The organism is Streptosporangium sandarakinum (genome assembly GCF_013409935.1).
Classification (GTDB): Bacteria; Actinomycetota; Actinomycetes; order Streptosporangiales; family Streptosporangiaceae; genus Streptosporangium; species Streptosporangium nondiastaticum.
This window is the reverse complement of sequence record NZ_JACCCO010000002.1, coordinates 377,921-397,820: the sequence shown is the minus strand read 5'-3', so window position 1 is coordinate 397,820 and position 19,900 is coordinate 377,921. Positions and strand designations below refer to the sequence as shown.

Here is a 19,900-nt window from a genome sequence, read left to right as displayed (position 1 = left end):
GGCCCCCGTACCGGGCCGCCGGAGCCGTGATCACAGGGGCCGGACCCATCGGAGCCGCGCCGGACATCGCGCCTCGGGTACCTCCGTCGAAGTCCCCCATGGCCGGCGAACACCGCCACCACTGCCACGGCGGGTGAATCCCGCCTCGGCGGAAAGACTGATTTCTCCCATCACGGGATCTACGATTCGTACGTTCGCCGGTCGACGGAAAGGTGCCGGAGGCAGATGTCGGATCTCCACCCCCCGGAACCGGGCGATCCCACGATGCTCGGCCCCTACCGCGTCGTCGGAAGGATCGGCGAAGGCGGGCAGGGCGCCGTCTACCTCGCGGAGCCTGCGGAGTCCACGGAGACGGGTCCCGGCCTCCGCGTGGCGGTCAAGCTCTACCACGCCCGGGTCGGCGGGGAGCCCGCCGTGCACGACGACCTCATGCGCGAGGCGGAGATGGCCAAGCGGGTCGCCCGGTTCTGCACGGCGCAGGTCCTGGACTTCGGCCTGTACGGCATGCGCCCCTACCTCGTCAGTGAGTACGTCCCGGGCCCCTCGCTGCAGCACGTCGTCACCACCGAGGGACCGCGCTCGGGCAGCGCCCTCGAACGCCTCGCCGTCGGCACGGCCACCGCGCTGGTCGCCCTGCACGACGCGGGCGTCGTCCACCGGGATCTCAAGCCGCAGAACGTGCTCCTCGGCCCGGACGGCCCACGGGTCATCGACTTCGGCATCGCCCGCTCCCTCGCCGCGACCGGCACGGTGACCAGCGGGGTCGTGGGCACGCCCGCCTACATGGCGCCCGAGCAGCTCAACGCGGACGAGCCCGGCCTTCCCCTGGACGTGTTCGCCTGGGCCTCCACCATGACCTTCGCCGCCACGGGCCGCCCGCCGTTCGGCAACGACTCCATCCCCGCGATCATCAACCGGATCCTGAACGAGGAGCCCGTCCTGGACGGGATCGAGCCGCCCCTGCTCGATCTGATCCGCGAATGCCTCGTCAAGGACCCGGCACGGCGGCCGACGGCCCAGCAGATCCTCGGCCGTCTCGTGCGCGGAGGACACGGGGCGGCCGCCGTCGGCCATCCGCCCCCGGGTGGGCCGATCCCGGTGCACCCGCCGGGCGGCGCGGCCTCGTCCGGCGGGACGGCGGGCACGCGGCCTCCGGCCGCGCCGGGAGGGCGCCGCGTGCCGCGCGTGGCCGTCGTCGCCGTCGCCGCGATGGCCGTCGCCGGGACCGCGGGCGTCATGCTGCTGCCCGGCGGAGACCCCGCGACGACGGACGCCGGCGCGTCCCGGACCTCGCAGGGAATGGCCGCGGGGGTCACGCCGGAGGCGCCCGCCGGCCTCGGTACGGCCTCTCCCGCCGAGGAGTCCCACTTCGCGGCGACCCCCGCGGTCGCCACCCCGGAGACCTCCCCGCCGGCCGTGCCGACCTCGCCGTCCCCGGCGACGCGCGGTCCCCGGCCCCGGGTGAGCGGGCATCCCACGGCCACCCGCGCACCGGACGACCGGGTCCGGCCGCGGCCACCCGAGACCACCACCGCCCTCCCCTCCCCGCCGAAGTCGCCGAAGCCGCCGAAGTTCTCTGACCCGTCGAAGCCGTCGCCGTCCCGGTCGCCCCAGGCCCGGATCACGGAACTCGGCCCCGGCCACTTCACGCAGTACTGCGTCACGCTGGGCTGGGAATGGGTGGAGTACCGGGAGACTCCCCGCCCGGGCGCCTACTGCGTCAAACGGAAGGGCGAGACCATGTACCTGGCCGGTGGCCGGCTCGACGACGGCTGCCGATGGCGGTACCGGGAGCCGCGCGCGTTCCACCGGTTCAGGAACAAGTCCAACTACTGCTACATCCTCAGGTGAGGTCCCGGGTGACCGGACGGGGGAGCCGGCCGTGCCCGGTGCGCCGCCCCGCCGTTCACCGGGGATGGGCGGACGGCCCGGGAACGGGCGCGGGGATCGCCGGGAGGTCGAACTCGACGCTGACCCGGAGCGCCTCCTCCGGGGGGTGGCGGCTCAGCCGTACGAGCAGGCGGGGGATCTGCCGCCCGAGCCGGTCGAGGGCCTCCACCAGGGGTGTGACGTCCCAGCGGCCGTGGTCCGGTTGCTCGCGCAGGAACCGCGCGAGCAGGTTGTCGAACTCGCGCCGCAGCCTCTCGTCCCCGCGGACGTAGCGGAGCGCGGTCCCCCGGGCCCGCTCCGGCACGCACCCGGGGACGGAGCCGGGCTCGGCCTCGTGGACCCGCACGCCGACCTCCGGCGGGACCCGCAGGAAGGCGGTCACGGTGCTGTGGTCCAGGGTGTTGGCCAAGGACTCCCGCAGCCCGTGCGGGATATCGGGGACCTCCACCACCAGCTCGATCCGGCTGGCGTGCTCCGGGCGGACGTCCAGGTCGTAGCGGGCCGTCACCGAGACGCCGGCGGGCAGCTGGCAGCGGTGGAGGTAGCGTTCGGCGCACTGGGCGACGGAGGCGGCGAGGCTCCCGACGAACAGTTCCACGGGGGTGGGGCCCGTGTCGCTGCCGCGGAAGTCGCTGGTCTGGTCGACGCGGACCACGTGGCGGCGGACCGCCAGGTCGAAACGGTCCCCGCCCCGCCAGGAGAGCCTCACCACGCCGTTCCTGTCGTGTTCCACGAGTGGCTCCAAGTGTGCGATCCCCGCGCCCCGACGGTTCACGGGTTTTCCCCTGCCTTCGTTCACCGTGCGACGGCGGGACCCGCGCGCACCAGGGACCTAAGCCCCGCTCTCCCGGGCCCGAGGTCCAGACCCGCCCTGACCGGGTAGGAACCGGTCATCCGGCCGGGCCGGCCGGACGGATGGAGGATCGGCCGTGTGCGAGGTGCTGCTACGCCGTCCCCGGGCCGCCGTCCGCGCGATCCGCCTGACCGCGGAGCGGACGCCGCCGCACCGTGACCGCCACCTTGACCTGCTGCGCGCCGTCGCGATCGCCGCGGTGGTGCTCGGCCACTGGCTGGCCGTCGTGGTGACCTACCACGGCGGGTTCGGCGGCGACACCGTCCTCGCGGTTCTGCCCTGGGCCCGCCCGCTGACCTGGGCGTTCCAGGTCATGCCGGTGTTCTTCCTGGTGGGCGGCTTCGTGAACGCCGCCTCCCTCGACTCCTACCGGCGGCGGGGCGGCACCGCCACGGGCTGGCTCCTCGGCCGCACCGACCGGCTGATCCGCCCCACCACGGCGCTCCTGCTAACGCTGAGCGCCGCGGCGCTCCTCGCGCTCCTCCTCGGGGTCGGCGAGGGGACGGTCGCCACGGCCGTGTGGCTCGCCGTCATGCCGCTGTGGTTCCTGGTCGCCTATCTCGCGGTCGTCCTCCTGACGCCGGTGATGCTCGCGCTGCACCGCCGGGCGGGCCTCGCCGTACCGGTCGTGCTCGCCGCGCTGGTCGGGCTGGGCGACGCCGTCCGCATCCGGTCCGGCCCGCCCCTCCTCGGCCAGGCCGGCTTCCTCTTCGCCTGGCTGGCGATCCACCAGCTCGGCATCGCCTGGCGGGAGGGGGCGCTGCCGACCCGCCGTACGGTGGCCCTGCCGATGGCGGCCGGGGGGCTCGCGGCCCTGGTGCTGCTCACCGTGGCCGGGCCGTACCCGATCAGCATGGTGGCGGCCCCCGGCGAGCGGCTGCAGAACACCTCCCCGCCGACCCTCGCCCTGCTGGCCCTGGCGACCGCGCAGACCGGGCTCGCACTGCTCCTGCACGACCCCGCCGACCGCTGGCTCCGGCGCGCCCGCCCGTGGACGGTCGTGGTGGGCGTCAACTCCGTGATCATGACCGTCTTCCTCTGGCACCTGACCGCCGTCGTGATCGCGGCCGTCGCGCTCTACCCCACGGGCCTGCTGCCGCAGCCGCCCGCCGGGTCGGCGCCGTGGCTGCTGCTCCGCCTGCCCTGGCTCGCCTGCCTGCTCGTGGTCCTGGCGGTCCTCGTCGCGGTGTTCGGCCGGATCGAGCGGCGCGCCGGGCCGGTCCCCGGCGCGGACGGGCCCGCGAGCCGGGTCCCGCGCGCGGTCGCGGCGGTCGTCGGCGCGGCGCTGGCCGCCGGGGGACTGCTGGGCGCCGCCGTGACGCTCCCGGCCCGCCTGCCCGTCCCGATGCTCCTGGCCTATCTCGCCGGGGCGGGCCTGCTCCGGTTCCTCCGGAGGCGTCCGGGATCATGAACCGGCCCGCGGACACGACCACCGGCCGGATACGGCTGTTCCTCGGCGGGGACGTCATGCTCGGCCGCGGCGTCGACCAGATCCTGCCGCACCCGGGCGACCCGGAACTGCGGGAGCCGTACATGCGGAGCGCGCTGTCCTACGTCGAGCTGGCGGAGGCCGTGGGCGGCCCGGTTCCCCGCCCGTGCGGCTTCTCCCGGCCCTGGGGCGACGCGCTGCCGATGATCGGGGACTTCGGGCCCGACGCGCGGGTGGTGAACCTGGAGACGAGCGTCACGCGGAGCGACGACTTCGCCCCGGGAAAGACCGTGCACTACCGGATGAACCCGGCCAACCTTCCGTGCCTGGCCGCGGTCCGACCCGATGTCTGCGCGCTGGCGAACAACCACGTGCTGGACTTCGGCCGGCGGGGGCTCGCCGAGACGCTGGACGCGCTGGCCGCCGCGGGACTGCGGTCGGCGGGGGCGGGACGGGACGCGGAGGAGGCGCGGCGGCCCGTCGCCGTCCCCCTGCGCGGCGGCGGGCGGGTGCTGGTCCTGTCGTTCGGGACCGAGTCCAGCGGCATCCCGCCGGACTGGGCGGCGACCGCGGACCGCGCTGGGGTGGACCTCGCGGATCTCGCCGCCGGCACGCCGGACGCCGAGGCGGCGCGGATCACCGACCGGGTACGGCGGATCCGGCGGCCCGGGGACGTCGTGGTCGCCTCCGTCCACTGGGGGTCCAACTGGGGCTACGACGTCCCGCCCGGCCTGGTGCGTTTCGCGCACGCGCTCGTCGACGGCGGCGTCGACGTCGTGCACGGCCACTCCTCGCACCACCCGCGTCCCGTCGAGGTGTACCGGGACCGGCTCGTCCTGTACGGCTGCGGCGACCTCATCGACGACTACGAGGGCATCACGGGCTACGAGGAGTACCGGGACGAGCTGCGGCTGCTGTACCTCGTGTCGCTGGAGGCGGCCTCCGGGAGGCTGGCCGGGCTGCGGATGGCGCCGGTGCGGACCCGCCGGATGCGGCTCCACCGCGCGCCGGACGAGGACGCGGCGTGGCTGCGGGCGGTCCTCGACGGGGTCAGCCGTCCCTTCGGGACGCGGATCGGCCTCGGCCCCGAAGGCACGCTCGTGGCGGAGTGGACGTGAGCCGGGCGGCACGTCCACCGCGGACGGCGGGCGTGCCGCCGCCCGCCGGGCCTACGCGCCGCGCTGGGTCGTACGCGCCGGGCGCGCCGTGCCGCGCCGGGTGCCGGTGCCGGGCCGTGCGTCAGCGTGCCGGGTCCAGCGCGGCGGCCAGGGCGGCGAGGGTGGGGCCGAGCGGGGCGTCGAGCGTCAGGAGGGCGTCGCCGTCACCCCGGGTCGGCCCCTGGTTGACGATCGCGACGGGGATGCCGTGCTCGGCGGCGCGCCGTACGAACCGGTAACCCGACATCACGGTCAGCGAGGACCCGAGGACCAGCAACAGGCCCGCCCGCTCGACCAGCTCGTAGCACTCCTGGACGCGGGGACCGGGGACGTTCTCCCCGAAGAAGATCACATCGGGCTTGAGCACGCCGCCGCAGTCGCGGCAGTCGACGATCCGGAAGGCGTCGATCAGGTCGTCGTCGAGCACGGCGTCGCCGTCGGGGTTGATCACCGCGGTCCGGGCGTGCGCGTGCCAGCCGGGGTTGGCCTCGCCCAGACGCCGTTCGAGCTCGTGGCGGGACGTCCGCCGGCCGCAGGACAGGCAGCGGACGCGGTCGAGGCCGCCGTGCAGCTCGATCACGTCACGCGCTCCGGCGGCGTGGTGCAGGCCGTCGACGTTCTGGGTGATGATCCCGCCGACCAGCCCCCGCTCCTGCAACCCGGCGACCGCGCGGTGACCGGCGTTGGGGAGGGCGTCGGCGATGTGCCGCCAGCCCAGGTGGCTGCGCGCCCAGTACCGCCTCCGGGCCGCGGCGCTGCCGACGAACGTCTGGTACGTCATCGGCTCGGCCCGCCGCACGCGGCCGGTCTCCCCGCGGTAGTCGGGGATGCCGGACTCCGTCGACAGGCCGGCCCCGCTCAGCACCACCACGTCGCCGTCGGCGACGAGATCGGCCAGCATGCGGAACCGGGGGTTCGCGGTGCCCGGGGTACCGGGCGGGGCGCCGGTCGGGGTGCCGGGTCCCTCATCCACCTTCCACATCACCCCTTCATGGTGCCTCACGCCCGGGGCGGCCGGGACGGGCCGCCGCCGGGATCGGCGCGAGCCCCGTGATCATCCCCGTTGACAGGCGATCGCCGGATGGTTGTAATGGGCGGCGTGCCACGTGGCGCCGGCCAAAGAGCAATGGGCCGGCCGGCGGCCGGGTGAGCACCTTTCCAGAAGGGACACACGCCATGAGGTCACACTCCGCGTCCCACATCTGACGTAACCGCCGCGCGCCGTACCGGGCATCCCCGCGCCGTACCGGACGACGCCGCGCGCCGTCTCCCGCACGCCGTGGTGCCCGGCACCGCCGTGCGCTCCCGGCGCGTCCCGGCCCGGCGGCGTCCGCCGTCTCCGGGCGGCCGTTCGTGGTCCCACGGACTCCGCGTATCCGGTCCGCGCCCGTCATCGGGTACGGGCACCCGGTCTTCCTCCGTTCCCACCCTTTTCCACAGGTCCTCAGCGTTCTCAATGTTTTCAGCGCTCTCAGCGCTCTCAGCGCTCCCACGAGAGAAAGGTTCACGCACCGCATGCCCATGTCCTTCAACCAGTCGATCATCGAGGAGTTCCGGGCCAACGGAGGGAGGGTCGGCGGCCCGTTCGAGGGCGGCGACCTCCTCCTGCTGACCACCACCGGCGCGCGGTCCGGCACCGAGCACACCGTCCCCCTCGGCTACGTCCGCCACGATGACCTGCTGCTGGTCGTCGCGTCCGCCGGCGGCGCGCCCCGCCACCCCGCCTGGTACCACAACCTGCTCGCCCACCCCATGGTCCGGGTGGAGGTCGGCGCCGAGACGTTCTGGGCGATCGCCGTCCCCGCCGAGGGCGAGGAGCGGGACCGGCTGTTCGAGCACGCCGTGCGCGCGGCCCCGGGCTACGCCGACTACCAGGCCCGCGTCGACCGCCGCCTGCCGGTCGTCATGCTGCGGCGCTCCGGGCCCGAGGAGGACCCGCACGGGGTCACCGACCTCGCCGGAGTGCTCCTGCGGATCCACGCCTGGCTGCGCTCGCAGCTGCGGCACGTGCGCGCCGAGGCCGACGCGCACTTCGCCGCGCGGGCGGCCCACCAGGGCCCGGACGAGCCGCCCGCGCCGGGGCTGGGGCTGCAACTGCGGCAGCACTGCCTGGCGTTCTGCCAGTCCCTGGAATCCCACCACACCCACGAGGACGCGTACACGTTCCCCGACCTCGCGAGCCGGTATCCCCACCTGCGCGACGCCATCGACCGGCTCCGCGAGGAGCACCGTACGGTCGCCCGCATCCAGGCCGAGCTGGTCGTCCTGCTGGACGGCGTCGCCACCGCCGACCCGCACCGCTTCCGCGACGAGCTGGACCGGCTGTCGGAGGAACTGCGGGCCCACCTCGACCACGAGGAGGAGTCGCTGCTTCCCGTACTGGCCGAGATCCCGTTCCCTCCGGTCCCACCGGCCCCCTGAGCCTCTGTTACGGTTGGTCGCGACGCGGGGTGCCCGGTACGCCGGGCTGAGATCAAACCCGTAGAACCTGATCTAGTTCGTACTAGCGGAGGGACGTCACCGCCTGCCGTGTCCCCGGGCGCGGCAGGCCGCGGTGCGCGGCGCCCGCGGGCCTCCCGCGGCGTCGTCCTCCCCGAGACCCGGTGAGCGAGGGGACACGATGTTCTGCGAGGAGATCTGGGCGCGTACCGCCACGCTGCTCAAGGCGATCCACGACCACCCGTTCAACGCCGCCCTCGGCGACGGCACCCTCGACCGGGAGCGCTTCGCGTTCTACATGGTCCAGGACGCCCGCTACCTGTCGGCGTTCTCCAAGGCGCTGGCGGCGGCCTCGGTGCGGTCCGCCGACCCCGCCGACGCGATGTTCTTCGCCGAGAGCGCGCACACGGCGCTGGCCGTCGAGCGCGGCCTGCACACCTCCTACCTGGAGGAGTTCGGGGTGAGCGCCGAGGAGGAGGCGGCGGTCCCCACCTCGCCCACCTGCCTGGCCTACGCGTCGTTCCTCCAGGCGACGGCGCTCGCCGAACCCCTGCCCGTGCTCGCCGCCGCGGTGCTGCCGTGCTTCTGGGTGTACCAGGACGTCGGCACCGCGCTCCTCGCCCGTACGGCGGGCATGGACGACCACCCCTACCGGGCGTGGATCGACACCTACTCCGATGAGTCCTTCGCCGCCTCGGTGGAGCGGATCAAGGCGATCACCGACCGGCTGGCCGAGACCGCAGACCCCGCGACGCGACGCGCCATGGCCGAGGCGTTCTGCCGGGCGACGGAGTACGAGTGGATGTTCTGGGACAGCGCGTGGCGGCTTGAGACCTGGCCCACCCGGCAGTGGCTCGGCTAGCCGGCCGCGGGCCTCGTCCGGACGGCGGGTCTCGCACGGGTCGCCGGGGCCGTGCCGGGCGGACCCCCTTCCCGGCGCGGCTGCCGCTGCTCCTCGCGGCGGTCGCGCTGGTGCTGGCGGTCGCGGGCTCCTGGGCGCCCTCGATGTGGGCCGACGAGCTGGCCACCGCGCAGACCGCGACCTCCTGGGACACGCTGTGGGAGACGCTCCGCGAGCGGGACGCGGTGTTCCTGCCGTACTACCTGCTGATGTACGTCTGGTCCCGGGCGGGCACGGCCGACTGGTGGCTGCGGCTGCCCTCCGCGCTGGCGGTGGCCGCGGCCACCGGACTGCTCGCCGACCTGGGCCGCCGGCTCGGCGGCGTCCGCGCCGGGACGGTCGCGGGAGCCGCCCTGCTCGTGCTGCCGGCGATCTCCCGCTTCGGGCAGGAGGCCAGGCCGTACACGCTGGCCGTCGCCGCCGCGGTCTTCTCCTACTGGTGCCTGCACCGGGCGCTGGAGACCGGGCGCTGGGGCCGTTACGTCCTGTCCGTCGTACTGCTGCCCTGCACGCACCTCTTCGCGGTGCTGTCCCTCCCGGCCCACCTGGTCGTCTCCCGGCGCTGCCTGCCGTGGCTGGCGCTGGGCTCGCCGGTCACGCTCGCCGTCGCGGCGGTCTCGGCCGGGCAGGTGGGGCAGGTCAACTGGCTGGAGGCGCCGGGCTGGGAGAACGTCGTCCTGGTCCGCAGCGCGATCACCGGCTGGCAGCCGCAGCCCGAGCCGGGGAACCTGCCGGCCGTGCTCCTCGGCTGGGCCGTCGCCCTGGCCGGGCTGGCCTCGGCGGCGGTCCTGCTCCGGCGGGGGAACGGCGACCGGCCGGCCGCCGGGACACCCACCGATGACCTCGCCTTCGACCGGCCGCCCGCCGGGACGCCCACCGGTCACCTCGCCCTCGGCCGGCCGTCCGACGGGGTCCTCGCCGCCCGGCCGGCCGGCGGTGGCGTTCCCGCGCCCCGGGCCTTCGCCGCGGGGCTGGTGGTGTGGGGCCTGCTGCCGATGCCGGTCCTGGTCGCGGTGTCCCACCTGGTCACCCCGGTTTACAGCTCCCGGTACGTCCTGTTCGCCGCGCCCGCCTTCGCGCTGCTCACCGGGCTGGGGGCGGCCCGCCTGCCGCGCGCCGTCCTGGTGGCCGGGCTCGGCGTGGCCGTGGCGCTCGGGGCCCGGCAGCAGGTGCTGCTGCGCACCGAGCCGGGTCACCAGGTGAGCTACCGCGCCGCCGCCGAGATCGTCGCGGCGCAGCGCCGGGACGGCGACCGGACCGTCTACGTCGTGCCCTGGGCCCGCCAGGGCCTGACCCGCTACGGGACCATGCCGCCGGAGAGGCGTTCCGGCGACGCGGCGGGGGAGCGGGTCTGGCTCGTCCGGAGCGACTTCGGGCGGGCGGTCCGCCCCGGGACCGCGCTGCCGTCCAGGAACGGCGTGGCCCCGGGGATGGTCCCCAAGGTCGACGCGCTGCTGGAGGGGGGATACACCGTGACGCGGACCTGGCCGCTGCGCGGCGTCACCGTCCTCCTGCTCGAACGCCCCCCGCGCGGCGGACGCCGGTAGCGATCCGCGGGGCCCGCCGTCGGAATCCGGGGAACCGGTGCCGGGGTTTCCGGAAAGTCCGGGAAGCCGGTGCCGGAGGGCTCAGGGGGCGCCGGCCGTACCGGCGCCGAAGCGCGCGGTCACCAGGTCGTCGGCCCAGCGCCGCAGCGCCTGCTCCACCGGCGGCATGCGCAGCCCCGCCCGCTCGGCGAACGCCCGGGCCGGGGCGGTGTCGTAGCGGTCGCCCGACAGGAACGACAGCGTCTCCGGGTCGGCCCCGGTCAGCGCCCGGGGCAGCCGCCGCAGCAGCCAGACCGGGATCGACCGGCGCGGGGCGCGCACTCCCAGGTGGGAGGCCAGCAGCGCGACCAGTTCCGGCAGTTCGGGCGTGTCGTCGTCGAGCACCCAGTACGCCCGGCCCGCCGTCTCCTCGTGCTCGGGCACCGCGGCCATGAAACGGGCGAGGTAGCCGATGTCCACGACCGGGACGAAGACGCCCGGACCGCCGGGCAGGACCGGCAGCCGCCCCCGCCACAGGTCGTGGACCAGCGAGGCCAGGCCGATGAACTGGCCGGGACCGATCACCGTGGCGGGGTTGACGATCGTCAGGGGGACGTCCAGCTCGCGGGCCCGGCGGCGGACCGCCGCGTCCCCCTCGGCCTTGGACGCCTCGTACGGACCCAGCCTCCGGTAGTCCGGCTCCGCCCCGCTGACCCGGTAGCCGCTGACGTGGACCAGGCGGCGCAGGCCGGTCCGGGCCGCGGCCCACTCGGTCACGTTGACCGCGCCGGTGACGTTGGCGAGCCGCGCCTCCGCCACGTCCAGGCCGAAGGCGAAGCGGGCCGCGGCGTTGTAGACGTCGCGGACCCCGGCGAGGTCGGCGAGGCCGGTGAGCCCCAGCCCCGGCACGGTGACGTCGCAGGTGACGACGGTCATCCCCGCGGTGCCCACCTCCTGCCCGGCCAGCCAGGAGGTCAGCCGGTCTCCCGGCCCGCGCACCGCGGCGGCCACCCGGCGCCCCTGGCGGAGCAGCTCCGCGACGATGGACCGGCCGAGGAACCCGGTGGCGCCGAAGACGATCGAGTCGGGCGGGTGAGGGGTCATGACACTCCTTGAAAATAGATCGGTCTACATATTTTTTGGCCGAAAAGAAAGCCCGCCGGAGGCGGGCCCCACCGTGACGGCGCCGGGGTCACAGCAGGGCCTCGATCCGGCGGGCGACGCGCTCCAGCGGCTCGCGGCTCCGATGGGCCCTGGCCAGCAGCAGCGCGCCCTCGACCAGGGCGAGGACGGTGACGGCGGTGTCGGCGGGCTCGGGGTGCCCCTCGGCGGCCAGGCGGCGGCGCAGCTCCGCCTCCCAGGAGCCGTAGACCTCGGCGCAGACCTGCTGAAGCGGGTCACTCGTGGCCGCCGTCTCCAGCGCCACCGTCGCCACCGGACAGCCCTTGCGCCATCCCGATCCCTCCAGCCGGTCGCCCAGGAACGCCAGCATCCCGGCGACCATGCCGCGGGCGCCGGACGAGGACTCCGCCAGCGCGCGCAGCGACCGGCCGATCTCGTCGCCCGCCCGCCGTACGGACTCGCCGACCAACTGGTCCTTGCCGCCCGGGAAGTGGAAGTACAGCGAGCCCCGGGGCGTGCCGCTGGCCGCGATCACCTGGTTCAGCCCGGTCCCGAAGTAGCCCCCGGTCTCGATCAGGTCCCGGGTGGCGTCCAGCAGGCGCCCGCGCGTCTCCTCACCTTTCTGGCCCATGAGAGAAAAATAGACCGGTCTGCCGATTTTCGGCAAGGGCCGGATAGGCGAAACCGATGGGTGATCCTCCCACCCACGGTACGGCCGGCACTCGGCCCCGCGGCCCGCCGCCCGATTCCGCGGCGTGCGGTCCCGTTCCGGGCCTGGGCGGCAACGACCCGCGCTAACCTGCCGGATCGGTGATGCGGTAGCCCACACCGGGTCTCGTGGTGATGGGTGACGGGTCACCCAGCTTGCGGCGCAGACGGCCGACGGTCACGGTCACGGTGTTGGTGAAGGGGTCGGCGTTCTCATCCCAGACCCGCTCCAGGAGGGCCTCGGCGCTGAGGAACGCGGGGGCGACGCTCAGGAGGGCTTCGAGGAGGGCGAACTCCTTGGGCGAGAGGTCGAGGGGACGGCCGTCGCGGGTGGCGACGTGGCGTGCGGCGTCGAGTTCGATGCCGGCCGCGCGCAGCGTCCTCGGGCGGGCGGAGGGACGCCGCCGGGCCAGGGCGTGGATCCGCAGGACGAGTTCGGGGAAGTGGAACGGCTTGGCGAGGTAGTCGTCGGCTCCCAGGGTCAGGCCGCTGACCCTGTCCCCCGGCGAGCCGGCCGCGGTGAGCATCAGGACCATGGGGCGGTCGTCGCGTTCGGTGATCATGTGGCAGAGCGTGTCGCCGTGGATGCCGGGCAGGTCGCGGTCGAGGACGACCACGTCGTAGGCGTTGAGATCGAGCTTGGCGGCGGCGGCCAGACCGTCGTGGGCCGTGTCCACGGCCATGCCCCGGTCGCGCAGCCCCTCCGCCAGGACGTCGGCCAGGGCGCGGGCGTCCTCGACGACCAGGATCCTCATGCGGCGGCACCCGCCGGCGCGGGCGCGGACGGCACCGAGACGGCGACCCGCAGGCCGCCTTCCGGCCGGGCGCGCAGCTCCAGATGTCCGCCGTGCGCGTCGACGACGGCCGCGACGATCGACAGGCCGAGGCCGGAACCGGCCTCCGATCCGGTCCGGTCCGCGGCGAGCCGCCGGAAGGGCTCGGTGAGCCGGGCGACGTGCTCCCGGTCGAGGACGGCTCCACCCGTCTCCACGACGAGCCGCGCCGAGGAACCCGCCGTCGTGGCCGCCACCCGGATCCAGCCGCCGCGCCGGTTGTGGATCACCGCGTTGTCGATCAGATTGTCCGCCACCCGGGACAGCAGAACCGGGCTGCCCCGGGTCCACGCGCCGTCCCCCGTGTCGGCGTGGACGGTCAGGTCCTTCGCCGCGATGGCCGCGGAGCGGCCGGTCACCGCCTCCGACAGCAGCCGGGCCAGCGAGACCGGCGCCCGGCCGGGAAGCGCGCCGTGCTGCGCGCGGGCGAGCAGGAGGAAACCCTCCAGGAGGTGGTCGATCCGGTCGAGCTCGGTGCGGAGCCGATCGGTCAGCGCGAGCGTCTGGGACGTCGCCGACGGCTTGGCCGCGGCCACGTCCAGCGACGCCCGCATGGTCGCCAGTGGCGTGCGGAGCTCGTGGGAGGCGTCGGCCACGAACCGCCGCTGGGCGGCGAAGGACGCCTCCAGACGCTCCAGCAGCCCGTCGACGGTGTCCGCGAGGTCCTTGACCTCGTCGGCGGGACCCGGCACCGCCAGCCGCTCGTGCAGGTTGTCGGCGGAGATCCGCCGGGTGGCCGAGGTGATCGTACGCAGCGGACGCAGCACCCGGCCGGCGACGACCCCGCCGAGCAGTACGGAGACCGCCCCCATCACCACCAGCGCGACCAGGGAGCCCGCCAGGAGCTGCCGCGACTGCGTCGCGTGGACGTCCGCCAGCTGTGCCTGGAGCAGCTCGACGTCCCCCTGGAGGGCCGTGAGATCAGTCTGCGGAGCGGGCGGCCCGGGGATGGCCCGGGACGCCCGCCACCCTCCGGCGAGCAGATTGGTCATGGCCAGCAGGGCGATCCCGGAGGCCAGGAACAGCGCGGCGTACATGACGGTGAAGCGCTGCCGTACGGTCCGGCCCCTCAGCGTGAGACCTCGCGGCTTGCCCATCGGTCCTCTCCCGGGTGACGTGCGGACCACCAGGATGCCCTGCCGCGCCTAACAACGGCATGACGGCGGCGGTTCGCGCGATGCCGGGCGCGGAGCCGAAGAACCGGCCGCATGCCGTCAACCGACGAAACCACCGCCATGTCACCGATCACGTCCGTCGTGCGCCGGGAGTGGGTCGCCTTCCGCGGCCGGGGCCCGATGATCGCCATGATCGCGGCAAGGCCGGGATCAGCGTCAAGGACGGCACCGGGCAGGGCTCCGCCTACGCGGCGCTCATGGTCACCGGCGGCCATGCGTCCGGATGCAGCACGACTACGTCCACGACACGGCCGGCCGCTCCGGAGGCGTCTCCCCCCGCTCCCCGCGCCGGCTGCGCCTGGACGCTCGTCGGTCCGGGGCGGCGTCAGGTCCGGCTTCGGTTCCGGCGCCGGGCCCGGCTTCGATTCCGGTGCCGGGCCCGGCGACGGGTTCCCCGGCGGCGGTGACCGCGCCGGACAGCGTCTCCGCCAGCCGCCGGGCCAGCGGCCTGTTCTCCAGCTCCTCCAGCGGGACGGGCAGCGCCAGGCACCAGTTGGCGCGCTCGCCGTCGGCACCCGGGATGTTGGGCCGCTCCGGCTCGGCCAGCGCGTCGTCGAGCGTGGCCGACAGCAGCAGCGAGGGGGCGCGGGCCAGCAGCCGGTAGGCGGCGAGCACCGCGGCATCGGCGTCCGCCCCGGCGTCGAGGTCGCCGGCCTCGGCGAGCCTGCGGCGCAGCTCCTTCGAGCCGTCCTCGTTCGGATCGAGCCCGAGGCGGCGCTGGGCCGCGAGGTCGCTCCCGTCCCACAGGCCCGCGACCGTCGGCAGGTCGTGCGTGGTGACCGCGGCCAGCGCGCGTTCCGGCCAGCGGGCCGGATCGTCCTCCTCGAACCACAGCAGCCGGTAGGACAGCATGCGGCGATCGGCCAGCGTCTCGCGCACGCCCGGCTCCACCGTCCCGAGGTCCTCGCCGACCACCACGGCCCCGGCGCGATGGCTCTCCAGCGCGACGATGTCGAGGAGGTCGCCGGCGGGGTAGCGGACGTAGGCGCCCTGGCCGGCCCCCGCCCCGGACGGGATCCACCACAGGCGGAACAGGCCCATGACGTGATCGATGCGCAGGCCCCCGGCCGAGGCGATCGTGGCCCGGACGCTGTCGGCGAACGGCCGGTACCCGGCCCGGCGCAGCTTCCACGGCACGAACGGCGGCAGCCCCCAGTCCTGCCCGGCGGTGTTGAACTCGTCGGCGGGCGCCCCGACGCTGACGCCCTGGGCGAGCAGGTCCTGCCAGGACCAGGCGTCGGCGCCGTCGGGGTCGACCCCGACGGGCAGATCCTGGATGATCTGGACGCCGGAGGCGGCCGCGGCCAGCTGCCGGTCGGTGAGCCACTGCAACCAGGCGTGGAAGCGGACCCGGTCGGCGTGCTCGCGGGCGAAGCGCGCCACCGCCGGGCCGTCCGGGCGGCGGTACTCCACCGGCCAGACCTGCCAGTTCGGGCCGTGCCGCTCGGTCAGCGCGCACCAGGCGGCGAACTCCGCGAGGCCGTCCCCCCGCCGGGCCCGCCAGGCGTCGAACTCCTCGCCCGGCGGGGTGCGCCGCCAGATCGCCTCCAGGGCGGCCAGCTTCAGGCGCCACGCCTCGTCGCGGTCGATGTGCCGCCGCTCGTTGAGCGCCCGGCCGCGCGCCGCCAGGTCGCGCAGGTCCGCGCCCGACTCGGCCGCCCCCGGCACCTCCTCCACCCGCAGGTAGAGGGGGCTGTGGAAGCGGCGGCTCGCCGGGAAGTAGGGGCTCGGCTGGACCGGGGGGACGGGCGCGGTGGCGTGCAGCGGGTTGAGGAGCAGAAACCCCGCCCCGCACTGCCCGGACGCCCAGCGGGCCAGCCGCCGCAGGTCGGCGAGGTCGCCGACGCCCCAGCTCTCCCGCGACCGGGCGGCGTACAGCTGCGCGGCCCAGCCCCAGGCCCGGCGCTCCGGCGGGTGGCACCGGCCGGGACTCACGATGAGCCGGTGGCCGGTCTCCTCACCGGGCCGCCGCAGGGTGTGGTAGCCGAACGGCAGGTCGGGCGGGAGCACGTCGTCCACCCGCAGCTCGGAGCCGTCCTCCAGGACCAGCTCGGCCGGGCCGACGCGGTCACCGCGCCGCCGTACCAGCGTCCGCGGGCCGCCCCCGCCGTCCCCGCCATCTCCGCCGTCCGCGCCGGCTCTGCCGTCCGTGTCGCCCCGGGACCGGTCCGCGCCCGCGTCCGCGCCGCCGTACGACCCGTCCGTCCCCGCGTCGTACGGCGGCGCGCCCATCGCCTCGCGCAGCGCCGCCACGGTCTCGGGCGACACCCGGTGGCGCCGGCCCCCGGCGTCCTCGTATTCGTGCTCGATCCCCCAGGCGTCGGCCATCGTTCAGTCCTCCAGGATCGCCACGGTGTCCGGTGGCAGGGTCAGATCCGTTCCGGACAGGGCGACCTCCGGGTCGGAGGCGGCCAGGACGCGACCGCGTCCCCGGGACGGCACGGTCAGCGTCTCCGCGCCGAGGTTCACCGCCACCAGGACCGGCCCCCGCTCGATGACCAGCAGCCCGGTGTCCTCGTCGCAGTCGGCCCGGACCCGGTCCAGGCGGCCGTCGGTGAGGGCCGGGACGCGCCGCCGCAGCGCGATCAGCTCCCGGTGCCAGTCGAGCAGCCGCCCCTGGACCTCCTTGTCCCGCTCGCTCCAGTCCAGCCGCGACCGTTCGAAGGTGGCCGGGTCCTGCGGGTCGGGCACCTGGTCGGGCTCCCAGCCGAACGCGGCGAACTCCCGGCGGCGGCCCTCGCTGACCGCCCGGCCGAGCTCGGGGTCCTCGTGGTCGGTGAAGTACTGGAACGGGGTCGTCGCGCCCCACTCCTCACCCTGGAAGAGCATCGGGACGAAGGGCGCGGTGAACAGCAGCGCGGCGGCGATCCGCAGCCGGCCCTCGCTCATCAGCGCCGAACCGCGCTCGCCCCGCGCCCTGTTGCCCACCTGGTCGTGGTTCTGCGCGCACACCACGAACCGGTGCCCGGACAGCCCCGCCGGGGACCTGCCGTGCGCCCGCCCGCGGTGCGGCGACCACGTGCCGTCGTAGACCCACGCCTGCCGCAGCCCCTTGGCGAGCAGGGACAGCGGGCCGAAGTCGGAGTAGTAGCCGCTCCGCTCCCCGGTCAGCACCGCGTGCAGGGCGTGGTGCCACTCGTCGGCCCAGGCCGCGTCGAGGCCGTACCCGCCGGCCTCGCGCCCCCGCACGAACCGGGGGTCGTTCAGGTCGCTCTCGGCGATGAGGAACAGCGGCCGGCGCACGTGCGCGGCCAGCGCCTCCACCTCTTCGGCCAGCCGCTCCAGGACGTGCACGGCCGAGTCGTCGGCGATGGCGTGCACGGCGTCCAGGCGCAGCCCGTCCACGTGGTAGTCGCGCAGCCACATCAGCGCGTTGTCGACGACGAACGCGCGCACCTCGTCGCTGCCGGGGCCGTCGAAGTTGACCGCGTCGCCCCAGTTGGTGCTGTGGCGGCCGGTGAAGTAGGGCCCGAACTCCGGCAGGTAGTTGCCCGAGGGGCCCAGGTGGTTGTAGACGACGTCCATCACCACGCCGAGCCCGTGGGCGTGGCAGGCGTCCACCAGCCGTTTCAGGCCGTCCGGCCCGCCGTAGGCGTGGTGCGGGGCGAACAGCGACACCCCGTCGTACCCCCAGCCCCTGCCGCCGGAGAACTCCGCCACCGGCATCAGCTCGACCGCGTCGACGCCCAGCTCCGCCAGGTGCGGGAGATACTCGATCGCCCCGTCGAAGGTCCCGGCGGGGGAGAAGGTGCCCACGTGCAGCTCGTACAGCACCGCGCCGGGCAGCGGCGTCCCGCGCCAGCGGTCGTCGGTCCAGCCGAAGGCGGCGTGGTCCACCAGCCGGGAGGGGTCGTGCGGGCCGTACGGCTGGTACGGCGAGCGCGGGTCGGGCCGGGGCGGCCCGCCGTCCAGCGAATAGGCGTAGTCGGTGCCCGGCCCGGCCTCCTCGACGGCGCGCTCCCACCAGCCGTCCCCGGAGCGCCGCATCGGCAGCCTGCGTTCGCCGAGCACCAGTTCGACCCGCTCACGCGTCGGCGCCCACACCCGGAACTCGTGTCCCACCCGTCCCCCTACCCGCCGCCGGACATCGCGAGCGGCCCGCCGTGCCACTCCCGGGCGCGGGCAGGCCGCGCCGGGCGGCTCACGACCGGCCGCGGTTTCTCCTTACCCGTCCGGGCCCCTCACAAGCGGGACGACGGCCGTCCTGTTCCTGTCGGTACCGGTTGATATCGATGATCTTCATAATGTTTCCGATGACGTGCGGAGCCGCGTGATGACAACGGTCACCTTCCGGGACGAGACGGCCACGGGGAAGACGATGGAGGAGTTCGCCCTCCCCGACCTGCCCGAGAGCGTCTCGGCACGGGAACTGGTACGGCTCCGCGTCCGCGAGGAGGTCGCCCGGTACAACGCCGCGCCCTCGACCCGGTTCAACGGCCTGGTCCGCCCGGTGGACGCCGAGGCGGAGCTGAACGGCTACCGGATGGGCGCCGGGCGGCGGATCGACTGGGAGCGGCAGGCCGACGCCGCCGAACGGGCCTTCCTGCGCAACGGGTTCCTGCTGCTGGTGGGGGACCGCCAGATCGAGGACCTGTCCGAGACGATCGACCTGACCGCCGACCCGGTGGTGTCGTTCATCAAGCTCGTCCCGCTGGTCGGGGGCTGAGGTGGGCGCGATCGATGAGATGACCTGTATCTACGACAACCTGCGCGGATACGTGAGCGATGAGACCAGGGAGATCCGCCGCCGCTTCGAGGAGCTCTTCGAACAGGGGCTGCCGCCCGGTCCGGACACCGACTGGCGGGTGTAGGGGCACTGGGCGCGGCTGAAGCTGGGCCTGGGCCCGGAGGGAGGGCGCGAGCACGACGAGCGGGTGCTGCGGCTGATCCGTTCGGTGGCCGAGCGCGACATCGACTGGACGCTCGTGGACGCGCGGCTCCTCGTGCACCGGGCAGGGGAGCTGGTCCACCGGGGCCACACCCGCTACGAGGAGATCTACCGGATCCCGTTCGCGGCGGCGTGCCGCTTCGGCTTCCAGGAGCGCCGCGAGCTGCTCGGCCGGCTGGCGGGGCCGTCGCGGCGTTCCGGGTCCCGGACGCAGGGCCGGCGGGTGCGGAGCGAGCAGGCGAGGGAGGCGCTGGCCGAGCGGCTGCAGGAGCTGCTGACCGAACCTCCCGGGCACGGCCCGGCCGGCGTGGTGCACAACATGATCTGGGAGTGCGACGACTTCGCCCGGCTGCTGGCCGAGGAGTACGGTCCCCGCCTGGCCGCCCCCGAAGCCCTGCCGCTGCTGCGCCACTGGAACACCGCCCGGTCCGCCAAACCGAGCGCCCGCTGGCTCAGACAGCCGTACAAGCAGGCGTTCCGCGAGGTCTATCTGCTGACCCCGGCCGAGGAGCGCACCGGGACCTTCTCCAACCGGTTCGCCGGGCACGTGCTCCGCTACGGCCAGGCCAAGACGCTGCTGAACCAGCGCGGCTGGACCGGTCTGTCGATCGGCCACTGGGACTACGAGTGCGGCGGCGACCAGGGCGCGGCGGTCAGGGAGCTGTCCGGCTGGCGGGCCCGCTGGGGCATGCACGTGGTCAGCTTCCCGGAGGCCGACGGCTGGGACACGGCCTCACTCTGCGCCAGTGAGCAGATCACCTTCCACCGGGACGGGCACGAGGACTACTGGCACTCCTGCGGCTTCGGCGAGCTCACCGAGACCGCCCGGACCCGCCGCGACGTGCTGGCCCGGCTCCTGCCCCGGCTGAGGATCGCCGACCCGTCGATCACCCGCCAGCTCGTCCCCTGAACCCGCCGTGGCGACCCCCGTGATCGGGGAGGTCGCCACCGCCGTCACGTCGGCCCGGTGCCGCCCGCT

17 protein-coding genes and 1 riboswitch are annotated in these 19,900 nt (G+C 75.0%); of the genes, 9 read left to right on the top strand and 8 right to left on the bottom strand.

The genetic code is table 11. The features are described 5' to 3' along the window. The first annotated feature begins 225 nt into the window (after positions 1-225). Positions 226-1,851, top strand: a complete 1,626-nt coding sequence (locus tag HDA43_RS20460) for a serine/threonine protein kinase (protein ID WP_179824130.1) — start codon at positions 226-228, stop codon at positions 1,849-1,851. Positions 1,852-1,906: 55 nt separating this feature from the next. On the opposite strand, the gene HDA43_RS20455 is transcribed toward HDA43_RS20460, so the two are convergent. Next, positions 1,907-2,623: an OsmC family protein gene (locus HDA43_RS20455; RefSeq protein WP_179824128.1), complete on the bottom strand. Its 717-nt coding sequence runs from the start codon at positions 2,621-2,623 to the stop codon at positions 1,907-1,909. Between the two features lie 196 nt (positions 2,624-2,819). Between HDA43_RS20455 and HDA43_RS20450 the strand changes: the two genes are divergently transcribed. Together HDA43_RS20450 and HDA43_RS20445 are read left to right on the top strand one after the other, a co-directional pair. Continuing rightward, on the top strand, positions 2,820-4,154 hold the full coding sequence (locus HDA43_RS20450) for an acyltransferase family protein (protein WP_312873470.1): 1,335 nt from the start codon (positions 2,820-2,822) through the stop codon (positions 4,152-4,154). Further along, on the top strand, positions 4,151-5,290 hold the full coding sequence (locus HDA43_RS20445; RefSeq protein WP_179824126.1) for a CapA family protein: 1,140 nt from the start codon (positions 4,151-4,153) through the stop codon (positions 5,288-5,290). Before HDA43_RS20450 ends, HDA43_RS20445 begins: the two co-directional genes overlap by 4 nt. A 121-nt stretch (positions 5,291-5,411) precedes the next feature. Here HDA43_RS20445 and HDA43_RS20440 read toward each other — a convergent pair whose 3' ends face one another. Further along, positions 5,412-6,230, bottom strand: coding sequence for an NAD-dependent protein deacetylase (locus HDA43_RS20440; RefSeq protein WP_218912479.1), 819 nt, complete (start codon positions 6,228-6,230; stop codon positions 5,412-5,414). A 614-nt stretch (positions 6,231-6,844) separates the two neighbouring features. Here HDA43_RS20440 and HDA43_RS20435 point away from each other — a divergent pair. The 3 genes from HDA43_RS20435 (at position 6,845) to HDA43_RS20425 (ending at position 10,216) form a co-directional block, all read left to right on the top strand. Further along, the gene (locus tag HDA43_RS20435; RefSeq protein ID WP_179824121.1) at positions 6,845-7,750 is read left to right on the top strand and encodes a nitroreductase/quinone reductase family protein; all 906 of its coding nucleotides are present in this window, start codon (positions 6,845-6,847) and stop codon (positions 7,748-7,750) included. A 15-nt stretch (positions 7,751-7,765) separates the two neighbouring features. Beyond that, a riboswitch (TPP riboswitch) is annotated at positions 7,766-7,861 on the top strand. Between the two features lie 88 nt (positions 7,862-7,949). Further along, positions 7,950-8,630, top strand: a complete 681-nt coding sequence (gene tenA, locus HDA43_RS20430; RefSeq protein ID WP_179824113.1) for a thiaminase II — start codon at positions 7,950-7,952, stop codon at positions 8,628-8,630. Continuing rightward, a complete protein-coding gene (locus tag HDA43_RS20425) occupies positions 8,618-10,216 on the top strand; it encodes a glycosyltransferase family 39 protein (RefSeq protein ID WP_179824105.1) in 1,599 nt (532 codons plus the stop codon). The genes tenA and HDA43_RS20425 overlap by 13 nt, the downstream gene beginning before the upstream one ends. A gap of 81 nt (positions 10,217-10,297) precedes the next feature. Here HDA43_RS20425 and HDA43_RS20420 read toward each other — a convergent pair whose 3' ends face one another. The 6 genes from HDA43_RS20420 to treZ form a co-directional block, all read right to left on the bottom strand. Further along, a complete protein-coding gene (locus HDA43_RS20420; RefSeq protein WP_179824103.1) occupies positions 10,298-11,299 on the bottom strand; it encodes an SDR family oxidoreductase in 1,002 nt (333 codons plus the stop codon). A gap of 88 nt (positions 11,300-11,387) precedes the next feature. Further along, entirely contained in the window at positions 11,388-11,948 is a 561-nt protein-coding gene (locus tag HDA43_RS20415) for a TetR/AcrR family transcriptional regulator (protein WP_179824101.1), read from the bottom strand. Positions 11,949-12,111: 163 nt separating this feature from the next. Continuing rightward, positions 12,112-12,780 (bottom strand): response regulator transcription factor, encoded by a 669-nt coding sequence (locus HDA43_RS20410; RefSeq protein ID WP_179824093.1) that lies wholly within the window; start codon positions 12,778-12,780, stop codon positions 12,112-12,114. Further along, positions 12,777-13,955: a sensor histidine kinase gene (locus HDA43_RS20405; protein WP_179824091.1), complete on the bottom strand. Its 1,179-nt coding sequence runs from the start codon at positions 13,953-13,955 to the stop codon at positions 12,777-12,779. Before HDA43_RS20405 ends, HDA43_RS20410 begins: the two co-directional genes overlap by 4 nt. 312 nt (positions 13,956-14,267) lie before the next feature. Further along, on the bottom strand, positions 14,268-16,361 hold the full coding sequence (malQ, locus tag HDA43_RS20400; RefSeq protein ID WP_246424468.1) for a 4-alpha-glucanotransferase: 2,094 nt from the start codon (positions 16,359-16,361) through the stop codon (positions 14,268-14,270). Between the two features lie 3 nt (positions 16,362-16,364). Further along, on the bottom strand, positions 16,365-18,095 hold the full coding sequence (treZ, locus tag HDA43_RS20395) for a malto-oligosyltrehalose trehalohydrolase (protein WP_179824089.1): 1,731 nt from the start codon (positions 18,093-18,095) through the stop codon (positions 16,365-16,367). 211 nt (positions 18,096-18,306) lie between these two features. Here treZ and HDA43_RS20390 point away from each other — a divergent pair, with 211 nt between their 5' ends. The 3 genes from HDA43_RS20390 (at position 18,307) to HDA43_RS34440 (ending at position 19,831) form a co-directional block, all read left to right on the top strand. After that, positions 18,307-18,699, top strand: a complete 393-nt coding sequence (locus HDA43_RS20390) for a hypothetical protein (protein WP_179824087.1) — start codon at positions 18,307-18,309, stop codon at positions 18,697-18,699. A gap of 1 nt (position 18,700) precedes the next feature. Further along, on the top strand, positions 18,701-18,844 hold the full coding sequence (locus HDA43_RS20385) for a hypothetical protein (RefSeq protein ID WP_179824085.1): 144 nt from the start codon (positions 18,701-18,703) through the stop codon (positions 18,842-18,844). 63 nt (positions 18,845-18,907) lie between these two features. Next, positions 18,908-19,831 (top strand): DUF4132 domain-containing protein, encoded by a 924-nt coding sequence (locus HDA43_RS34440; RefSeq protein WP_218912332.1) that lies wholly within the window; start codon positions 18,908-18,910, stop codon positions 19,829-19,831. Positions 19,832-19,900: the final 69 nt, after the last annotated feature.